This window comes from Corynebacterium tuingiense (genome assembly GCF_046718165.1).
Lineage (GTDB): Bacteria > Actinomycetota > Actinomycetes > Mycobacteriales > Mycobacteriaceae > Corynebacterium.
Window position 1 is genome coordinate 1,047,595 of sequence record NZ_CP177101.1, and the last position, 17,792, is coordinate 1,065,386.

Annotated in this window: 17 protein-coding genes; 11 read left to right on the top strand and 6 right to left on the bottom strand. The window is 59.9% G+C overall.

What is annotated here, in order from left to right:
• Positions 1-79: 79 nt before the first annotated feature.
• The gene (locus tag ACLI1T_RS05020; protein WP_411703206.1) at positions 80-1,123 is read right to left on the bottom strand and encodes an HNH endonuclease signature motif containing protein; all 1,044 of its coding nucleotides are present in this window, start codon (positions 1,121-1,123) and stop codon (positions 80-82) included.
• A 206-nt stretch (positions 1,124-1,329) separates the two neighbouring features.
• Between ACLI1T_RS05020 and ACLI1T_RS05025 the strand changes: the two genes are divergently transcribed.
• Positions 1,330-2,493 (top strand): glycoside hydrolase family 25 protein, encoded by a 1,164-nt coding sequence (locus tag ACLI1T_RS05025; protein ID WP_349853127.1) that lies wholly within the window; start codon positions 1,330-1,332, stop codon positions 2,491-2,493.
• Here ACLI1T_RS05025 and ACLI1T_RS05030 read toward each other — a convergent pair.
• On the bottom strand, positions 2,474-3,310 hold the full coding sequence (locus ACLI1T_RS05030; protein ID WP_411703208.1) for a spermidine synthase: 837 nt from the start codon (positions 3,308-3,310) through the stop codon (positions 2,474-2,476). The two genes, ACLI1T_RS05025 and ACLI1T_RS05030, sit on opposite strands and share 20 nt — an antisense overlap.
• A gap of 96 nt (positions 3,311-3,406) precedes the next feature.
• Between ACLI1T_RS05030 and mnmA the strand changes: the two genes are divergently transcribed.
• Positions 3,407-4,492 (top strand): tRNA 2-thiouridine(34) synthase MnmA, encoded by a 1,086-nt coding sequence (gene mnmA, locus ACLI1T_RS05035; RefSeq protein ID WP_349853129.1) that lies wholly within the window; start codon positions 3,407-3,409, stop codon positions 4,490-4,492.
• Positions 4,493-5,410: a methionine synthase gene (locus tag ACLI1T_RS05040; protein ID WP_411703209.1), complete on the top strand. Its 918-nt coding sequence runs from the start codon at positions 4,493-4,495 to the stop codon at positions 5,408-5,410. It begins immediately after the preceding gene.
• 21 nt (positions 5,411-5,431) lie between these two features.
• Here the strand turns inward: ACLI1T_RS05040 and ACLI1T_RS05045 are convergent, their stop codons facing one another.
• Complete coding sequence (locus tag ACLI1T_RS05045; protein ID WP_349853131.1) at positions 5,432-6,103, bottom strand: 3'-5' exonuclease; 672 nt, start codon at positions 6,101-6,103, stop codon at positions 5,432-5,434.
• A 45-nt stretch (positions 6,104-6,148) separates the two neighbouring features.
• Here ACLI1T_RS05045 and ligA point away from each other — a divergent pair, with 45 nt between their 5' ends.
• The gene (gene ligA, locus ACLI1T_RS05050) at positions 6,149-8,218 is read left to right on the top strand and encodes an NAD-dependent DNA ligase LigA (protein ID WP_411703210.1); all 2,070 of its coding nucleotides are present in this window, start codon (positions 6,149-6,151) and stop codon (positions 8,216-8,218) included.
• A gap of 16 nt (positions 8,219-8,234) precedes the next feature.
• Here the strand turns inward: ligA and ACLI1T_RS05055 are convergent, their stop codons facing one another.
• Positions 8,235-8,897 (bottom strand): amino acid-binding ACT domain protein, encoded by a 663-nt coding sequence (locus ACLI1T_RS05055; RefSeq protein WP_349853133.1) that lies wholly within the window; start codon positions 8,895-8,897, stop codon positions 8,235-8,237.
• Between the two features lie 199 nt (positions 8,898-9,096).
• Here ACLI1T_RS05055 and gatC point away from each other — a divergent pair, with 199 nt between their 5' ends.
• The 3 genes from gatC to ACLI1T_RS05070 all read left to right on the top strand — a co-directional run bounded on the left by gatC (position 9,097) and on the right by ACLI1T_RS05070 (position 11,519).
• The gene (gene gatC / locus ACLI1T_RS05060) at positions 9,097-9,393 is read left to right on the top strand and encodes an Asp-tRNA(Asn)/Glu-tRNA(Gln) amidotransferase subunit GatC (RefSeq protein WP_349853134.1); all 297 of its coding nucleotides are present in this window, start codon (positions 9,097-9,099) and stop codon (positions 9,391-9,393) included.
• Entirely contained in the window at positions 9,394-10,881 is a 1,488-nt protein-coding gene (gene gatA / locus ACLI1T_RS05065; protein WP_411703211.1) for an Asp-tRNA(Asn)/Glu-tRNA(Gln) amidotransferase subunit GatA, read from the top strand.
• 104 nt (positions 10,882-10,985) lie between these two features.
• Positions 10,986-11,519 carry an META domain-containing protein gene (locus ACLI1T_RS05070; protein ID WP_411703212.1) on the top strand — a complete coding sequence of 178 codons (534 nt, stop codon included), beginning with the start codon at positions 10,986-10,988 and terminating at the stop codon, positions 11,517-11,519.
• Between the two features lie 77 nt (positions 11,520-11,596).
• Here ACLI1T_RS05070 and ACLI1T_RS05075 read toward each other — a convergent pair whose 3' ends face one another.
• Positions 11,597-11,920, bottom strand: a complete 324-nt coding sequence (locus ACLI1T_RS05075) for a hypothetical protein (protein ID WP_349853137.1) — start codon at positions 11,918-11,920, stop codon at positions 11,597-11,599.
• Between the two features lie 47 nt (positions 11,921-11,967).
• Between ACLI1T_RS05075 and ACLI1T_RS05080 the strand changes: the two genes are divergently transcribed.
• The 3 genes from ACLI1T_RS05080 to ACLI1T_RS05090 all read left to right on the top strand — a co-directional run bounded on the left by ACLI1T_RS05080 (position 11,968) and on the right by ACLI1T_RS05090 (position 15,436).
• Positions 11,968-13,344 carry a DHA2 family efflux MFS transporter permease subunit gene (locus ACLI1T_RS05080; RefSeq protein WP_349853138.1) on the top strand — a complete coding sequence of 459 codons (1,377 nt, stop codon included), beginning with the start codon at positions 11,968-11,970 and terminating at the stop codon, positions 13,342-13,344.
• Positions 13,345-13,367: 23 nt separating this feature from the next.
• Positions 13,368-14,399 carry an ATP-dependent 6-phosphofructokinase gene (locus tag ACLI1T_RS05085; RefSeq protein WP_411703213.1) on the top strand — a complete coding sequence of 344 codons (1,032 nt, stop codon included), beginning with the start codon at positions 13,368-13,370 and terminating at the stop codon, positions 14,397-14,399.
• Between the two features lie 71 nt (positions 14,400-14,470).
• A complete protein-coding gene (locus ACLI1T_RS05090) occupies positions 14,471-15,436 on the top strand; it encodes a bile acid:sodium symporter family protein (protein ID WP_411703214.1) in 966 nt (321 codons plus the stop codon).
• Here ACLI1T_RS05090 and ACLI1T_RS05095 read toward each other — a convergent pair.
• Positions 15,433-16,218, bottom strand: a complete 786-nt coding sequence (locus ACLI1T_RS05095; protein WP_411703215.1) for a DUF4261 domain-containing protein — start codon at positions 16,216-16,218, stop codon at positions 15,433-15,435. The two genes, ACLI1T_RS05090 and ACLI1T_RS05095, sit on opposite strands and share 4 nt — an antisense overlap.
• Before the next feature lie 57 nt (positions 16,219-16,275).
• Between ACLI1T_RS05095 and gatB the strand changes: the two genes are divergently transcribed.
• A complete protein-coding gene (gene gatB, locus ACLI1T_RS05100) occupies positions 16,276-17,781 on the top strand; it encodes an Asp-tRNA(Asn)/Glu-tRNA(Gln) amidotransferase subunit GatB (protein ID WP_411703216.1) in 1,506 nt (501 codons plus the stop codon).
• The last annotated feature ends 11 nt before the right edge of the window (positions 17,782-17,792 follow it).

Consider the following 17,792-nt stretch of genomic DNA (forward strand, 5'->3'; position numbering starts at 1 on the left):
CGGTGAGCGCCCAGTTCTTATTCTTCGCCGCTAGCGGCCCTTGCGGTTCGTCGTATTCCCACCGCCCGTCTTGGAAGAGTCAGATAATGTCTCCGCTGTGCGGATCCATGATGTAAAAGGCGCTTTTATCCGTTTTTACATTGTGATGGTGCTGGCACAACGAGGCCAAATTTCCCGCCGTTGTTTTTCCTCCCTCTGAGAAATCAATCCTGTGGTCCTTCTGGCACTGGTATGCTGGGCGGTTGCACCCTGGCCAACGACACACACCATCGCGACCTTCCACATAGGCACCGATGAGCGGCGGCGTGGAGTAGGCCGGGCTTACCCTTGTTGCCGCCTGGTCCATATCCCTTGTCGTAGTCGGGGTTAGCCGGTCTGCGGTATCAGGGTGTACCCATCCATAGCCCTGGATAAAACCGGGAGCCGCTTTTATATCGCTGGCGCGGTACATATATAGATGCACCTGAGATTTATCTTCGACGGTTCCGAGGATCAGCTGGGCTAGGGCATCGGCCTTGCTGATTCCGTGTTCTTCCGCCGTGCGCTGAACAACCTCGTCAATGAGGATGAGCGCGTCTTCGTCGAACTCTACGTTTAACCCTGCTCGTCCGCCCGCGGTGGGGTAGATGAAATAGGATTCATTTCGCGCGTCCTCTTCCTCGGGCTCCTTGTCTCCCGTAGAGTCCGGGGATTCCATTGTGATGAGCCCGTTGAGCTTGCGGCGCAAGGCAGCATTTGATGGAAAACTTTGGCCCGGTTTTGTAGGGGTGAGATACTCTTCTAATTCGGCGTCTATGCGTTGAAGGGTGCCGCTGTCTACTTCGCCGAGCTTACTTAAGACGGCGTCGATGGTGATAAGCCGAGAGAAGTCGAGGAAGTAGTAGGTTTCCTGCAGTAGTTGGGTGCGCGGCAACTCTTCTAAGCGGTACAGGGCCATGGTGATATCCCTCGTGCGCCGTTCGCTCAAGCCGGTGCGCCCGGCCAAGGTATGGCACGAAATATCGAAATCGTCTTCTAGGTTGGGTCGAATTTCCTTCCAGAGTAGGTAGTCGGACTTTCTATTGCAGGTGGCACTAACCGCGATGTCATCGTGTGGGTCAGTGATGAGGTAGTAGGGTTCCACGGCGATTATCCCCCGAATTTCGCACTAAGTTTCTAATTTCCATAGATTTACCATAAGGCAACCACTAGACCCGCGCAAGCTGAAAAGCGAATATATGTTCTAGATGGTACATTTCCAGCGATACTGTCTACGCGAGTGAAAAATTTGTCTCCATGATGCGTGTGTTGCACATGTGGTTAGTGTGAATGGTTGTTAGACTCTCGCGCATGACAACTATGAGGGCATTCCGCAAGAGCATCATCGCGATTATCGCTGCAGTTGCAGTCACGGTGAGCGGGACCGCTGCCGCGCAGGCAGCACTGGGAACCAACGCACCGAAAGGCATTGATATTGCTGCCCACCAGCACCCCGGTGGCATGCCTATTGACTGGAATAAGGTGAAATCTGACGGCCAGTCCTTCGCCTTTGTTAAGGCAACCGAGGGTGGAGACTGGATTAACCCGCACTACGTTAAGGATATTCAGGCGGCCAATGTGCACGGCCTGAAGACTGGCGCATACCATTATGCGCGCCCGGCTGGCGATGCGAAGACGCAGGCTGCTAACTTTGCGGCGCAGATTGCGTTGGCGCCGAACCAGACGTTGCCGCCGGTGCTTGATATCGAGGTCTCCGAAGGCAAGTCGGCCTCCCAGCTGGAGAGCTGGATCGAGGAATTTACCTCCGAGCTCAAACATCTGACCAACCGCACCCCAATGATTTATACCTACAAGTACTTCTGGATGGGCGAGATGAATAACTCCCAGAAGTTCTCCAATATGCCACTGTGGTTGGCGGCATACCAGGATGAAGCCCCGGATCCAGTGGGTGGGTGGCAGAACCTGTCCTTCTGGCAGCGATCCGGATCAGGCAAGGTCGCTGGTATTCCCACCGACGTGGACATGAACCTCTTTAATGGCTCGAAGCAGCAGCTAGAGTCTTTTAGCGGCGGCAATTACGTTGATATTGGCGGCGCGCTCGATAGCCTCGTCCTCGACGATGGTGTGGACCTGAGCTCCGATAGCACGCCGCTGATTGGTGCAATCTTCGCCCTTGCGGCTGGTCTCATCGCAATGCCCCAGTTTGCCGATGCCGCCAAAGACGCCGGGCTCGATGCCCAGGCTGCTGAGGGCCTGGCAGATTTTGTGAAGGCTTTGGAAGACGAGGACGCTCTACCTCTCAAGCAACTTGGCAAGATGGCGGTTGGTGACTTCACCGTGGGCGACTTGGCGATGCTGCTAGAAAACGCTGGCCATGTCAATGGCGTCGACAAGGGCGAGGTCTCCGGCGCCCAAGTCGAAGAAGCCAAGGATGCCGCGAAGAAGGCCGGTGCCGATGTCCCCGACTTCGACGCTAATCAGGTGGCCGAGCTGCTCAATCGTGTGCTGAAGTAGCTCCCGCAAAGAATTTTCGGGTCCAGCTTTCATCCTTAAAGTGAGCTGGGACGGCCCCACCTAAGAGTGCCTTTGCCAGCTGAGCGGCTTGTATCGAGCCCTCAGCTGGCAGTTCTGTATCTGAGGCCAGCAAGATGATGTTTCCATACCGGCGTCCCTTGAGCATGGGCGGGTCAGCGATGACGGCGAGGTGGTCGAAGACCTCAGAGAGCCCGGCTAATTCTTGCTTCGCCAGCTGGAGATCCGAGTAGTCGCCGCAGTTGGCCACGTAGAGGCCGCCGGCTGAAAGAGATGACTTCACCGCGCGGAAAAACTCCACCGTAGTCAGGCTTTTCGGGGTTTTATCCCCAGCGAATACATCGCGGATAATGATATCGCGGCTAGCGGGCAGAAAACCTTCGGTCTCTTTTCGGGCATCGCCGGGGCGGATCTTGACGGTGGGGGAACGGGGGACATCGAAAAGCTCGCGGACTAATTCGCCCAGCTTGGCATCGAGCTCGACCACCGTATGGCGGCTGTCCGGCCACAGGTCGGCGAAGTAGCGTGGAAGTGAGCAGCCGGCCCCGCCGAGGTGGGTAACGCGGAGTTTATTGGGCGAGACCGTATTAAGCTGCTCTACCGCAGCTGCGATCCAGCGCATGTATTCAAAGTCGAGTTCCTGCGGCTCGCCCAAGACGATATGGCTGCTAGGAACGCCATTGACGTTAAGGATATAGGCCCCGTCGCGGAATTCATCCGGTATGACCTCGGCGGTGCCGGTGGAGATCTCGTAGGTGCCGGTAATGCTTGACCTGTTCGCGGCTCGCTTTCTACCCATGGGATTCAAGCTTAGGGAATGGAATCGATTTAAGCTGCGTTGGGGCAAGGGAGTACACTTTCGGGCCTGTAGTCGAGGTATTTAAAGGGGAATGCAATGCGAGTATTGGTAGCAATGTCTGGCGGCGTGGACTCATCTGTCGCCGCCGCCCGCGCGGTGGAGGCTGGTCACGATGTCGTCGGCGTGCACCTGGCGCTGCATAAGGACGCGCAGCAAACGCGCGAAAAAGCCCGCGGCTGCTGTTCGCTGGAGGATTCCGCCGATGCCCGCCGCATCTGCGATAAGCTGGGCATTCCGTTTTATGTCTGGGACTTTTCGGAGGAATTCAAGGAAGAGGTCATCACGGACTTCGTGGATTCTTATGCCCGCGGTGAAACCCCGAATCCTTGCCTGCGCTGCAATGAGAAGATTAAATTCCGCGCGCTGCTGCAAAAGGGCATGGCCCTAGGCTTTGATGCCGTTGCGACCGGCCACTACGCCACGCTTGATGATGATGGTTATATGCGCCGCTCAAAGGATGAGAACAAGGACCAGTCTTATGTGCTCGGCGTCATTTCTGCCGAGGAGCTGGAGCACTGCTTTTTCCCCATCGGTGATACCCCCAAGCCGCAGATCCGCGAAGAGGCTGCGGCGCACGGTTTCTCCACGGCGAAGAAGCCGGATTCTTACGACATCTGCTTCATTCCAGACGGCAATACCCAGCAGTTCTTGGGATCGCGTATCGGGCTTCGCCCCGGCATGATTGTGGACCAAGAGGGCACGGAGCTTAAGGAACATGATGGCGCGTGGAACTACACCATCGGCCAGCGCAAGGGCCTGGACATCAAGGCCCCGGCTGCTGATGGCCGCCCGCGCTATGTCACCGATATCGATGCTGCATCGGGCACGGTGACCGTCGGCGCGCGCGAGGACCTAGCGGTCACCGCCATCCGTGCCGATCGCCTGAAGTACCTGCACCCTGGCATGGACGGCGACTTCGAGTGCGAGGTGCAGGTTCGCGCGCACGGTTCAGTAGTGCCGTGCACCGCCCACGTGGACCGCGCCGCCGATTCGATGCGCCTGGAGCTCAAGGAGCCACTGTCTGGCGTTGCCCGTGGACAGGCTGCGGTGCTGTACCTGCCATCCCCGGATGACCTCGGCGATATCGTCATCGGTTCCGGCACCATCTGCGAGACCCTGTAGATGACTGGATTCGCACTCGGGCCCATGCCCGGCACGTCCATGGCGGAGGCAGCGGACATCATCATGGGTGAGACCGAGCTTCCCGCCCTCCCACAGCTGCCGGAACGCGGGTTGGGCTCCGATTCGGTGGGACGCACCGCAAGCATGCTTGAGGCCATCACCATCGATCGCGGCCCCCGGTCGTGGCGCATGACGGCCCGGCCCCAGCTGCTTACCCGCCGCGCGTGGGATCGCCTCGAGCGCGACCTCGATGAGGTACAGCAGGTGTGGGGAGAGACCGTGCCTCGCATCAAGGTGCAGGCTCTCGGCCCATGGTCACTGGCGGCCAGCATTGAGCTTGCCGATGGCCACCGCGTCCTCACCGATTCCGGTGCCTTTGCGGAGCTTTCCGATGCCCTGCTGCACGGCATCCGCACCCACGCCACCGACGTCGCACGCCGCTTCCACGGCGAGGTCGTGGTGCAACTGGATGAGCCGCTGCTTGCCGATGTCATCGCTGGCCGCATTCCAGGAACCACCGACTTTGATTCGATCCCCGCCGTCCCTGACGAGGTGGCACTCGAGACCCTCCTGCGCTTTGAGGCGGATTATCTCTATTCCCCGCCGCTGTGGTCGGTGGCTGGGGCCGCGAAGACATTCCTCGTTGACGCGCGCTACCGCGACCGCCTTTCTACCCCGGAGCATTTCGATGGGATGGGCGAGCACCTGTCCGAAGGCCGCCGCGTCGGTGTCGCACTTTCCGGCAAAGACGCGCGGGCAGAGGCGATTTCACTTGCCCGCCACCTAGACCGCATAGGCATGCCGCGTGAGCTGCTCGTGGATCACTTTGATGTGTTTCCGGTTCGGGCATCGGCAAGCTCATTGCGCTCTGTAACCGAGACCGCCGGAATCCTCACCCGCGATGCGGGCGACCTTTAAGCGGCTGCGGTGAGGAGCGCGCTAGGAAATTAGCGGCCACGCCGTCGAGACATCGGAGGCATCGCGGCCCTTGCCCTCTAGGTACTTCTTGAAGGCGACGCGGTCCTCGTACCACTTGACCGCCTGGAACTCCATGAGCTCGTTTTCGTCCATCTGTGCGAGGTTGGGGTAGTGCTGGCGTACCTGCTTCCAGGCCACGCGGGCGGCAGCGAGGGCATCGGCAGTGGCCTCGTGCGCATTGCCCAATTCCACGCCGTAGTGCTCGCACACCGCGCCAAGGGTGCGCTTGCCCTTGCGCCACTTATCGCTCACGCGATCGATCACGTACGGATCAAAGACAGGGCCGGTGACCGTGAAATCGCCGGTAAGGCTGCGCAGAACGGTAAGGTCGAAGGCCGCGTTATACACAATGAGCGTCAGGCCGTCGTCCCACGCGGACTTGATGGCATCAACCGTGTCTTTGAGGACTTCCTCGTGCGGTCGGCCTTCAGCCTGAGCCTTTTCCGTTGTGATTCCATGCACGTCGGTGGCGGCTTGGGGGATCTCGATGCCGGGATCCGCAAGGTACTCCACCTTCTGGACATCGCGGCCGTCAATGCGGACCAAGGCAGAGGTAACGATACGAGCGTCTTTGGGGTTGGCGGAGGTGGTCTCAAGGTCGAAGGCGAGCATGCGGGAGGCGTCGAAGTTCATGGTCCATACCTTAGTAGCTAGCCCGGACATGGGGGATCGCTAGACTTGGATACCGTGACTAATCCAGCTGATGTGCAACGTGAATGGAACGACCTGGCGCAGGAAGTGCGCCGCCACCGCAACCTGTATTACAACGGTGAACCCGCGATTCCCGATGCCGACTTTGATGCGCTTTTCCAGCGCCTGATGGACCTAGAAAAGCAGCATCCGGAGCTGGCGGTTCCGGATTCGCCCACCCAGCAGGTAGGTGCTGCGCCGAACGCCGGTGAGGACATTGAACACCTCGAGCGCATGATGAGCCTAGACAATGTCTTTAGCGCCGGTGAGATGCAGGACTGGTTGGATAGGACGCCCGCCAAGACCTACCTGACGGAGCTGAAGATCGATGGCCTCTCCATTGACTTGGTCTACCGCAATGGACGTTTGGATACCGCTGCTACCCGTGGCGATGGCACCGTGGGTGAGGAAATTACCGCCAATGCGCGGGTCATTTCTGATATCCCGCACGAACTTACGGGCACCGAAGAGTACCCAGTCCCGGACCTTATTGAAATCCGCGGTGAGGTCTATATGCGTCCCGAAGATTTCGAAGAAATCAATGAGGAGCGCGCGGCAGACGGCAAAGCGCGGTTTGCCAATCCCCGCAACGCTGCGGCCGGCGGGCTGCGCATGAAGGATCCCGCCGAGGTGAAAAAGCGCCGCCTGCGCATGGTGTGTCACGGCCTAGGCGCGCGGGAGGGATTTTCCCCCTCCTCCCAGCACGATGCCTATAAGGCCATCGCCGCATGGGGGCTGCCCGTATCGCCCTATACCAAGCAGGTGCACTCCGCCGCAGAAGTACAAGAGGAAGTATCTTACTGGGCCGAACACCGCCACGATGCGATTTTTGAAATGGATGGGCTCGTGGTCAAGGTGGACGATTTGGGCTCACAGCGCCAGCTCGGGGCCACCTCCCGCGCACCCCGCTGGGCCATTGCCTATAAGTACCCGCCTGAAGAGGTCACGACGAAGCTGAAAAACATCGAGGTCGGTGTGGGGCGTACGGGGCGGGTTACCCCCTTTGCCATCATGGAACCGGTCTTTGTCTCCGGCTCCACGGTGTCCATGGCCACCCTGCACAATCAGTCTGAGGTCAAGCGCAAGGGGGTGCTCATTGGAGATACCATTATTATCCGCAAGGCCGGCGAAATCATTCCTGAGGTATTAGGTCCCGTGCGCGAACAGCGCGATGGCAGCGAATACGAATGGAGCTTCCCCACGCAGTGCCCAGCCTGCGGCACGACGCTCGCCCCACAAAAAGATGGCGATGCTGACTGGCGATGCCCCAATACCCAATCCTGCCCAGCCCAGCTCTCCGCGCGCCTGGAATACCTCGCCTCCCGCAAGGGCCTCGACATTGAGGCGCTGGGGGAGAAGGGGGCCATGGACCTCATTGAGAACGGCATCCTCACCGATGAATCCGAGCTCTTTGAGCTAACGGAAGAAAAACTGCTTGCTTCCGATGTCTATACGGCCAAGCGCGATACGAAGGATAAGCGCAGCAAAAAAGAGGGCAACGCCAAGGTCAATACCGCGGGCAAGAACCTGCTGCAGAACTTAGAAGAGGTCAAAGACCGCGACTTCTGGCGCGTGCTGGTCTCGCTGTCCATTCGCCACGTCGGCCCCATTGCCGCCCGCGCCTTGGCAGCGCGCTACGGCTCCATGGAAAAGCTGCGTGCCGCTAAGACCGAGGATCTTGCAGAGGTAGACGGTGTGGGTGCAGTCATCGCTGAATCCTTCCACGCCTGGTTCGAGGTGGACTGGCACCGCACCATCGTCGAGAAATGGGCAGAAGCCGGCCTAGCCATGGAGGTAGCCGCCGAGGACAGGAAAGAACAGACCCTAGAGGGCCTGACCATCGTTGTCACCGGCAGCCTCGACGACTTCACGCGCGATTCCGCCAAGGAAGCCATCATCAGCCGCGGCGGAAAGGCAACCGGTTCCGTATCGAAGAAAACCTCCTACCTCGTCGCCGGGGCCAATGCCGGCTCCAAGGAGGACAAGGCCCGCGACCTCGGGGTGCGTATCTTGAACGAAGAGCAATTCCACACGCTCTTAAACACCGGGGAGGTGTAGCCGCGCCGCGCCGGGCTTATTTGAGGAAGGCACCCAAAATCGTGCCGATGTGGCCGAGGTGCTCTACCTCGGAGGCCAAGTATTCTGGCCCGCCGGTACGCCCCATGGCGATGACCATCCCGGTATCTCCCAGAGGAGCGGCGGCCAGGGCGGAATCGAGCAGCGCCCAACTTTCTGGCACCCACTCGTCTTTATCGGGGTGCAGGGTGCGCGCGCTGTCGATGTTGAGGTCGACCGGAATCGTATCGTCATCGGCAGGAGCCGCGTTGGAGGAGGCGACGCGGTGAATGGGCTCATTATTGTCAATGACGATGGCCCACGTGGAGGTCGCCGCCTTCGGGATGGCCGCGACGACTTCCTCCATTGCTGCCGTGACGTTTGAGGCATTGGCGGCAACGCGCGCTAATAGTTCGATCTGCCCGCGCCGGTCCACGCGGCCGCTGAAGGGCCGGATGGAATCTACTTCCACGCCTTGGACGGAGGCGGCGGCGGTAATGAGGGCATCGGCCATCGCGTCTGCGGGAAGCTCAATGACAATGTCATCCATGACGGTGCCATCCGGGAAGGTTTCTACGATGTCAACGGATTGGATATTGCCGTCAACCAGCCCGAAGGCCTCCGAAAGCTGGCCCAAACTACCAGGGGTATCGGGAAGCAGGACACGGATTAGGTAAGACATTAAGTCGCACGCTTTCAGTAGCTTGTAGTCCCATTTACGATACCTGGGTCACAGTACGGCGTTCAAGGGGCAATAATTCGGGGTGACTCGGCAACTGCGCGGGTAGGTGCAGTATTATGGAGCCTTAGCAATTTACATAGTACGCGCGGGAAAATAATTTTCACCTGCGCGTCGATTATGGAAAAAGGATGGAGTTCGCGTGTCTGAGATTTCGCGTGATGAGGTAGCCCACCTTGCCAAGCTTTCCCGCCTGGCATTAAGCGATGAAGAGCTAGCCCAATTCGCAAGCCAGATTGATGAAATTGTTGATTCCGTTTCCGCAGTAAGGAACGTGAACACTGAAGGCGTGGAACCGATGAGCCACCCGCACTCCGTGGATGCACCGATGCGCGAAGACGTTATCGTGCGCACCCTTACCGCAGAGCAGGCCTTGGACCAGGCGCCGGCCGTGGAAGATGAGCGATTCGTCGTGCCGCAGATTTTGGGAGGAGAGTAAATGACCAACGTTGTCGTACCTGCGGAGGGACTGACCTCTTTGACCGCCGCCGAGCTCGCGGAGAAGATTCACGCGCGCGAGGTGACCTCCCGCGAGGTTACCCAGGCCTTTTTGGATCGCATTGCAGAAACCAATCCGGAACTTAACTCCTTCCTGCACGTGGGGCAGGAGGAAGCATTGGCGGCTGCCGATGCCGTGGATAAGGCCCTCGACGCCGGCGAAAAGCCCGCATCGGCCTTGGCCGGTGTGCCGTTGGCCTTGAAAGACCTGCTGGTTACTACCGATGCCCCCACTACCGCCGCATCCAAGATGCTTGAAGGCTACATGTCTCCGTACGACGCGACGGTGACCAAGCGCCTGCGCGAGGCCGGCATCCCGATCTTGGGCAAGACGAACCTGGATGAGTTTGCGATGGGTTCGTCCAATGAGAACTCCGCCTTTGGCCCAGTTCACAACCCGTATGACACCGAGCGCACCCCGGGTGGCTCCGGTGGCGGCACGGCGGCAGCACTTGCTTCGGGGCAGGCGCCGCTGGGCATTGGTACCGATACCGGCGGTTCCATCCGCCAGCCGGCGGCGCTAACTAATACCGTGGGCGTAAAACCCACCTACGGCACGGTGTCTCGCTATGGCCTGATTGCGGCCGCGTCCTCGCTGGACCAAGCGGGTCCGTGTGGTCGTACGGTGCTCGATACCGCACTCCTGCATGAGGTTATTGCTGGTCACGATGCGTTCGACGCCACCTCGGTGGATAAGCCGGTTGCCCCCGTGGTGGAGGCAGCCCGCGAAGGCGCGAATGGCGATCTGAGCGGCGTCAAGGTTGGCCTTATTAAGCAATTCGAGCGCGAGGGCTGGCAAGACGGCGTGATGGAGAACTACCACGCCGCAGTGGAACAGCTGCGCGAGCAGGGCGCGGAAATCGTCGAGGTGGACTGCCCGCACTTCGATGAGGCATTGGCCGCCTACTACCTGATTATGCCGTGTGAGGTCTCGTCCAACCTGGCCCGCTTTGATGGCATGCGCTACGGCCTGCGCGCTGGCGATGACGGCTCCCACTCCGCGGAGCAGGTCATGTCCCAGTCCCGCGCAGAGGGATTTGGGCCCGAGGTCAAGCGCCGCATCATGCTGGGCACGTACGCCCTGTCCGTGGGCTACTACGATGCTTACTACCTGCAGGCGCAGCGCGTGCGCACCCTGGTGGCCCAGGACTTTGCCCGCGCCTTTGAGCAGGCTGACGTATTGGTTTCTCCGACCACCCCAACCACCGCGTTTAAGCTGGGGGAGAAGGTCGAAGACCCCATGGCGATGTACAACTTCGACCTGTGCACCTTGCCATTGAACCTCGCCGGTCTGTGCGGCATGTCCGTGCCTTCCGGCATGGCTGCAGATAGCGACCTGCCTACCGGTTTGCAGATCATGGCACCGGCTTTCCAGGATGATCGCCTGTACAAGGTGGGCGCAGCCTATGAAGCGAAGCGCCAAAAATAGCCACGCTATCTAAAATCGTTGTCACTGTGAAATAGCTGCGGATTAGATAACGATTCGTTTACACCCCTGTCGGATGCCCATCCGGCAGGGGTAAATTATTGGGTATGACTTTGAAAAAGATTGCAACCGCGACGATGTCCGCTTCCGCCGCTGCGCTCATGGCCATGGGCGTAGCACACGCTGAGGAACCCGCAGCAACCCCCGAGCCCGCAGAAAACCCCGCACCGGTTGAGCCCGGTACCGAGGTAGTAGACTCCACCGCCAAGAGCGACTTGGTGGAATCCCTGCCGGCAGACGCTGACAAGCTGGTGCCGAACATCGAGGGGCAGACCATCACCGGTGAGCTGCAGTCCGTCAAGGAAGACGGCCAGTTCACCGTGGAGTTCGCCAAGGATCAGTCCTTGGTCCTCGATGATGGATGCAATACCTACACCACCTCCTACGATGTGGATAAGGATGGCACCATTCACGTAGGCGACTTCGCCTCCACCAAGGTGACGTGCGATGACCACACCCAGGCACTTTCTGATTCCCTGCGTGACGTCCTCGAGTCCGAGCCTTCCTTCTATGCCCTGCCTGACGGCCAGGCCGCACTGGGCACTGAAGACAATGCCGTTGTCTTCAACGTCGTCGAGTAAATACTCACAAAACCACTCAGCACCATGATCCTCCTTAGCGGGGGACCATGGTGCTGTTGTTTATGTGGCGGGGTGGACTACTTGGCATCGGAAAGCGCGTAGGCGGCGCCTGCAGAGGCGGCCGTCACGGTGAGGACTGCTGGCCAGGAGCCAATCTTCTTTGCCAATGGGTGGGAGGCGCCGAATGCGCCGACATACAGGGCGGATAGGCCCGCTGTCGTGGCTGGGTTGGTCTTCTTGGCCCAAGAGCGGCCGGCCCACAGGCCCGCTGCGCCGAGGATGACGCCGCCGAGCGGGCGAATGCCGGTCTCGCGGGCGGTGACCCAACCACCGATTAGGCCGAGGGTAACGGTGGTGGCGGTGGATACGTCTTGTGGCTTTTTGATATCAATCATGGACATGGTGGCCAGTCTAGGCCTGATTTGTGTGCCCCGCTAGAATTCCTGCCATGACTGTGGAGACTAACCTGCCATCGGAGCGCCAGGCATGGCTCGCCATGTTCGCCCTATCCCTCGGTTTCTTTGTATCCCTGTTGGACCAATCGATGGTGGCCATCGCCCTGCCGGATATTCAAGCGGATTTGGGCGCCACGGTCAATGAAATCATGTGGGTTTCCGCCGCCTTTTTGCTTGCCGTGGTGGTGCCGCTGCTTTTTACGGGGCGGCTTGGTGATGTCCTCGGCCAGCGCGCCCTGTTTTGCATCGGCGTGGCGCTATTTGGGATCGGCGCAGTAGCGTGTGCGCTGGCGCCATCGATAGAAGTGCTCATCGTCGCACGCATCGTGCAGGGCCTAGGGGCCTCGCTGGAGATGCCACAGACGATGTCCGTTATTAACCGGGTATTCGCCCGCGAGCGGCGTGGGCGCGCGCTCGGGGTGTGGGGGATCATCGGCTCCGTGGCGTCATTGGCTGGGCCGCTGATCGGCGGGTTCCTCGTGGCTTCTTTTGGCTGGCAGGCGGCCTTCTGGGTGCATATTCCATTCGTTATCGCCGCCATCGTGCTGGCCCTGCTGTGGATACCGAAGCTGCCGACGACAGCCCAGGACATCGATAAGCCTTCTGCCGTGGTCTCGCTCATTGCGCTTGGTTCCATCGTCTTTGGTATCCAACAAGGCCCAGAGCTGGATTGGGATTGGCGGGTGCTGGTGGTGCTTGCCATTGGCATAGTTGCAAGCATCGCGTTCGTGCGCCTGCAGGCTAGCGCGCAGGATCGTGGCTCTACGCCGCTCTTTCCGGTGGAGCTCTTCCACAACCGCAATTATGCGGCCGGTTCCGTGGGCATTTTGACCATGGGCTTTATGGCGGCTTCGGTCATGTTGCCGGTGATGTTGTGGTTGCAATCGGTTAAGGGGCTATCCGCCGGGGAGGCCGGCATCATCGTGGCTCCCATGGCGCTGGTCTCTATGCTGATGTCACCTATCGCGGGCATTCTTACGGACGCGGTGAATCCGCGTCTGATGGGGCTGGTGGGATTTAGCCTCATGATCGCCTCGCTGTGTTTGGCTTGGTGGGTCATGCATGCCGATGCCAATCCGTGGTGGCTGGCATTGCCCATCGCAGCCCTAGGAATTGGCCAGTCCTTTATCTGGGGATCCAACGCGGCAACGACGCTGCGCGATATTTCACCTCATCACATGGGTGCCGCGTCCGGAGCGTATAACACCTCCCGCCAGGTGGGATCCGTGGTAGGCGTGGCTTTAGTCTCCGCCGTGATGCAAACGGGTAATCCCACCACGGCGATTATCAATTCGATCCTGGTAATTGTTATCGCGCTGGTGGTGGGGCTTATCTCTTCGCTGCGCTACGTGGACACGCTGCATGGATAAAAATCCTGCGCTAAATTGGGGTTATGCGTCTAGCTGTACTGACTTCCGGTGGCGATTGCCCCGGCCTGAATGCTGTAATCCGTGCGGTTGTGCGAACCGCATCCAACGAATTTGGCGATACCGTCGTGGGCTATGAAGACGGGTGGGTTGGCCTTTTAGAAGACCGTCGGCGCGATCTCTACGACGATGCCAGCATCGACCGGATTCTTCTGCGCGGCGGCACCATCTTGGGCACCGGCCGTCTGCACCCCGATAAGTTCAAGGCCGGCTTGGAGCAGATCAAGACGAATATGCGCGAGGCCGAGGTCGACGCCCTCGTCGCCATCGGCGGCGAAGGCACGCTCAAGGGCGCGAAGTGGCTTAACGATAATGGCATCCCCGTCGTGGGCGTGCCGAAGACCATTGACAATGACGTCAACGCCACCGACTACACCTTCGGTTTCGATACTGCGGTATCGGTGGCAACTGATGCGATCGACCGCCTGCACACGACGGCGGAGTCGCACAACCGCATCCTCATCGTGGAGGTCATGGGCCGCCACGTAGGCTGGATTGCTCTGCATGCCGGCATGGCCGGCGGCGCACACTACACGGTGATCCCAGAAGAGCCCTTCGATATCGCGGAAATCACCAAGGCGATGGAACGCCGCTTCCAGATGGGCGAGAAGTACGGCATCATTTGCGTGGCCGAAGGCGCCCTGCCGAAGGAGGGCACCATGGAGTTCGAAGCCGGCGGCGTCGACCAATTTGGCCACCAAACCTTCAACGGGATTGGCCAGGTCATTGGGGATGAAATCAATAAGCGCACCGGCTATGACGTGCGCACCACCGTCTTGGGGCACATTCAGCGCGGCGGAACGCCCACAGCGTATGACCGCGTTTTGGCCACCCGTTACGGCGTCCACGCAGCCCGCGCGGCGCACCACGGGGATTCGGGAATGTGTGTTGCCCTGCACGGTGAAGATATTGACCTCGTGCCGTTGGAAGAGGCTGTGGGCACGCTAAAGACGGTGCCAGATGCCCGCTACCGCAACGCGCAGGCGCTTTTTGGCTAAGGACTACTAAGCACTACCGTCTCGAATATTAAGATCGCCCTCTCACGTCGTGGGAGGGTATCCTTTTCTCTATGAGTACCGATAGAGCTACAGAAAAACAGGAGGAACGGCAGGCGCTTATCGCGGCGCTCGGCTTTCCCGTGCTCGTTATCATCGGCGGAATTATTGGCTATATCGCTCCCGATACCGCGGCATCCTTTGCACCGCAGGTAACGCCGTTGTTGGGCATCGTCATGTTCGGAATGGGGCTGACCCTCAAGCCGGTAGATTTTGCGCTCGTGGCGCGCAGGCCGCTGCCAGTGGTGCTCGGCGTGGTGGCGCAGTTTGTCATCATGCCGCTTATCGCGCTCGCCGTGGTGGCAGTCATGGACCTGCCAGAAGCGGTTGCGGCTGGAGTGATTTTGGTCGGCTGCGCCCCAGGTGGCACGAGCTCTAACGTGGTGTCCTACTTAGCGCGCGGCGATGTCGCGCTTTCGGTGACCATGACCTCCATATCTACGCTCTTGGCTCCCATCCTCACCCCGCTGTTGACCTTGTGGCTGGCGGGTGAATACATGCCGGTTTCCGCGGCATCGATGGCGTGGTCCATCGTGAAGGTGGTGCTCGTCCCGGTCATCGCGGGCATCGTCATCGGCATGCTGCTTCCCCGGCTCGTGGCAAAGGTTCAAGCGGCTTTGCCGTGGATCTCCGTAACCGCGATTGCCTTGATCGTGTGCATCGTGGTCGGCGGCGCGCATGACAATATCGCCACCGCCGGTGTGCTGGTCTTTGCCGCCGTGGTCATTCACAACGCGTGCGGCTACGGCTTGGGCTACCTCGCGGGCCTATTTACCCGCCAGCCGGTTCCGGTCCGCCGCACCATGGCCGTGGAGGTAGGAATGCAAAATTCCGGGCTGGCCACCAGCCTTGCCTCTTCCTACATGAGCCCACTGGCTGCCTTGCCCGGCGCCGTCTTTTCCGTGTGGCACAACTTGTCCGGCGCGATCCTGGCTGCGCTGTGCCGTTTTAGCGATGCCCGCAAGGCCAAAGTCAGCTAAAAATTAATGGTGACAGCGGGGAAGTTCTGGTCTACGAACCAGGGCTCCTCCGTGATGGTGAGTGGGGCCTGGCCTTCCTCGAAGGCCAAGGTATCGCCGCCTTTGACGGTGGCGCCTTGCAGGATGTGGTTGGCGATATTTGCCAGCTTGTAATAGAGATCCGTGGGATCCATCGAGCTGGTGCGCGCTTGAATTTCCGGGTGGCCTGCCTGGACGAGGCCCATGGAATAGCCGCGGAACTCGCCGCCAGATTGGATAATCCATACCGGCGCAATGTGCATGGGCGCGAGGTTATTGCGTACCGCATCGATAAACTTCGCAGGAGAAATAGAGACGTTTCCGCGCGGGTTGTGGATGATGAGGCAATTGGGGTGCTGGGCTACGGCGGACGTCGCTTGGGATAGCAGCTCTAGGTGCTCGCGGCGCGGCTCGCGGAATTGGTGAGAGAGGTCGTGTTCCTGATTATCCGGAAGGACCGAGACCAGCACTTGGGCTCCCGCGGTGTTGAGGTCGCCGGCATCGGCGCTCAAGATGGGGTGGAGGCCGTAACTATCTGGGGTGGGTGCAGAATCGATGGTCTGGTAGTGCAGGACAAACGCGCCATCGATAGGCACCACTAGGCTGCCCGGGTTCTTGCCGGGAGTAATCTCTCCGGCACGCCCCGAAAAGGTCCCGGTAACGGCCTCTGTGATCTCTTCGGTCGAGGGGGCGGTAGAAAAGACTGCGATGTTAATCAGTGGGGCATCGACAAGCGAGTTGTCTACTGTATGCGGAGTCGTCATGACAGTCACCCTAGGGGCTAGCGCGCGAGAGTGCACGGACGTATTAAGATGGCACGCATGACTGCTGCGATGTATGACCTGATGGACTTCGACGAGGTCCTCGACAAGTATGAACCGGTAATGGGCATGGAAGTCCACGTGGAGCTGGATACGGAAACCAAGATGTTTTCCACCTCCGCCACGAACTTCAGCGCAGCCCCTAATTCCAATACCGATCCGGTATCGCTAGGCCTTCCCGGTGCGCTCCCCGTGGTTAATTCCAAGGGCGTGGAGGGCGCAATCAAGATTGGACTGGCGCTCAATTGCTCCATCGCGGAGTCCTCGCGCTTTGCCCGCAAGAATTATTTCTACCCAGACCAGCCAAAGAACTACCAGATTTCCCAGTACGATGAGCCGATTGCCTATGACGGCTACCTCGACGTCGTGCTGGAAGACGGCACGGAATGGTGCGTGGAGATCGAGCGCGCCCACATGGAAGAAGACACCGGTAAGCTGACCCACCTGGGTGGCGCCGATGGCCGCATCCACGGCGCCACCGCATCCCTGGTGGACTGCAACCGCGCGGGCATTCCGCTCATTGAGATCGTCACCAAGCCCATCATCGGCGCCGGCGAGCGCGCCCCCGAGGTGGCAAAGGCCTATGTCTCGGCGCTGCGCGAGCTCGTCGCCGCATTGGGCGTTTCCGATGCCCGCATGGATCAAGGCTCCATGCGCGTGGACTCCAACCTATCCTTGCGCCCTATCGGCCAAGAAGAATTCGGTACCCGTACCGAGACGAAGAACATCAACTCCATGCGCTCGGTCGAACAGGCTGTGCGCTTTGAGATGCAGCGCCAGGCACAGGTATTGGAAGATGGCGGCAGCATCGAGCAGGAGACCCGCCACTACCAAGAAACCGATGGCTCTACCTCTAAGGGTCGCCCGAAGGAAACCGCTGAAGACTACCGCTACTTCAATGACCCGGATTTGCCGCCGGTCATCGCCCCGCGCGAGTGGGTAGAAGAGCTGCGCGCAACCCTTCCGGAGCTGCCGTGGGTCCGCCGCGCGCGCATCCAAGAGGAGTGGGGCATTAAGGACGAGGAGATGCGCGACCTGGTCAACGCGGGCGCGCTGGATCTCGTCGTGGAGACGGTTGAAGCCGGCGCGAAGCCGGACGAGGCTCGTTCCTGGTGGGTGTCTTATCTTGCAGGTAAGGCCAATGAGCAGGATAAGACCCTGGCCGAGCTGGATATCACCCCAGCCCGCATCGCACGCGTTATCACCCTAGTCAAGGAAGGCAAGTTGACTACCAAGCTGGCGCGCCAAGCTGTCGATGGCGTGCTGGCGGGCGAGGGCGATGTTGATGAGGTCGTCGCCAAGCGCGGTCTCGAGGTCGTGCGCGATGATGGGGCCATCGAAAAGGCTGTGGATGATGCCTTGGCCGCCAACCCGGACATCGTGGAGAAGTACCGCGCCGGTAATAAGAAGGTCACCGGTGCGATCGTCGGTGCCGTGATGAAGGCGACGCAGGGCAAGGCGGATCCGGGTCAGGTTAATAAGCTGATCGCGGAAAAGCTGAGCTAAAGCGCACTTAA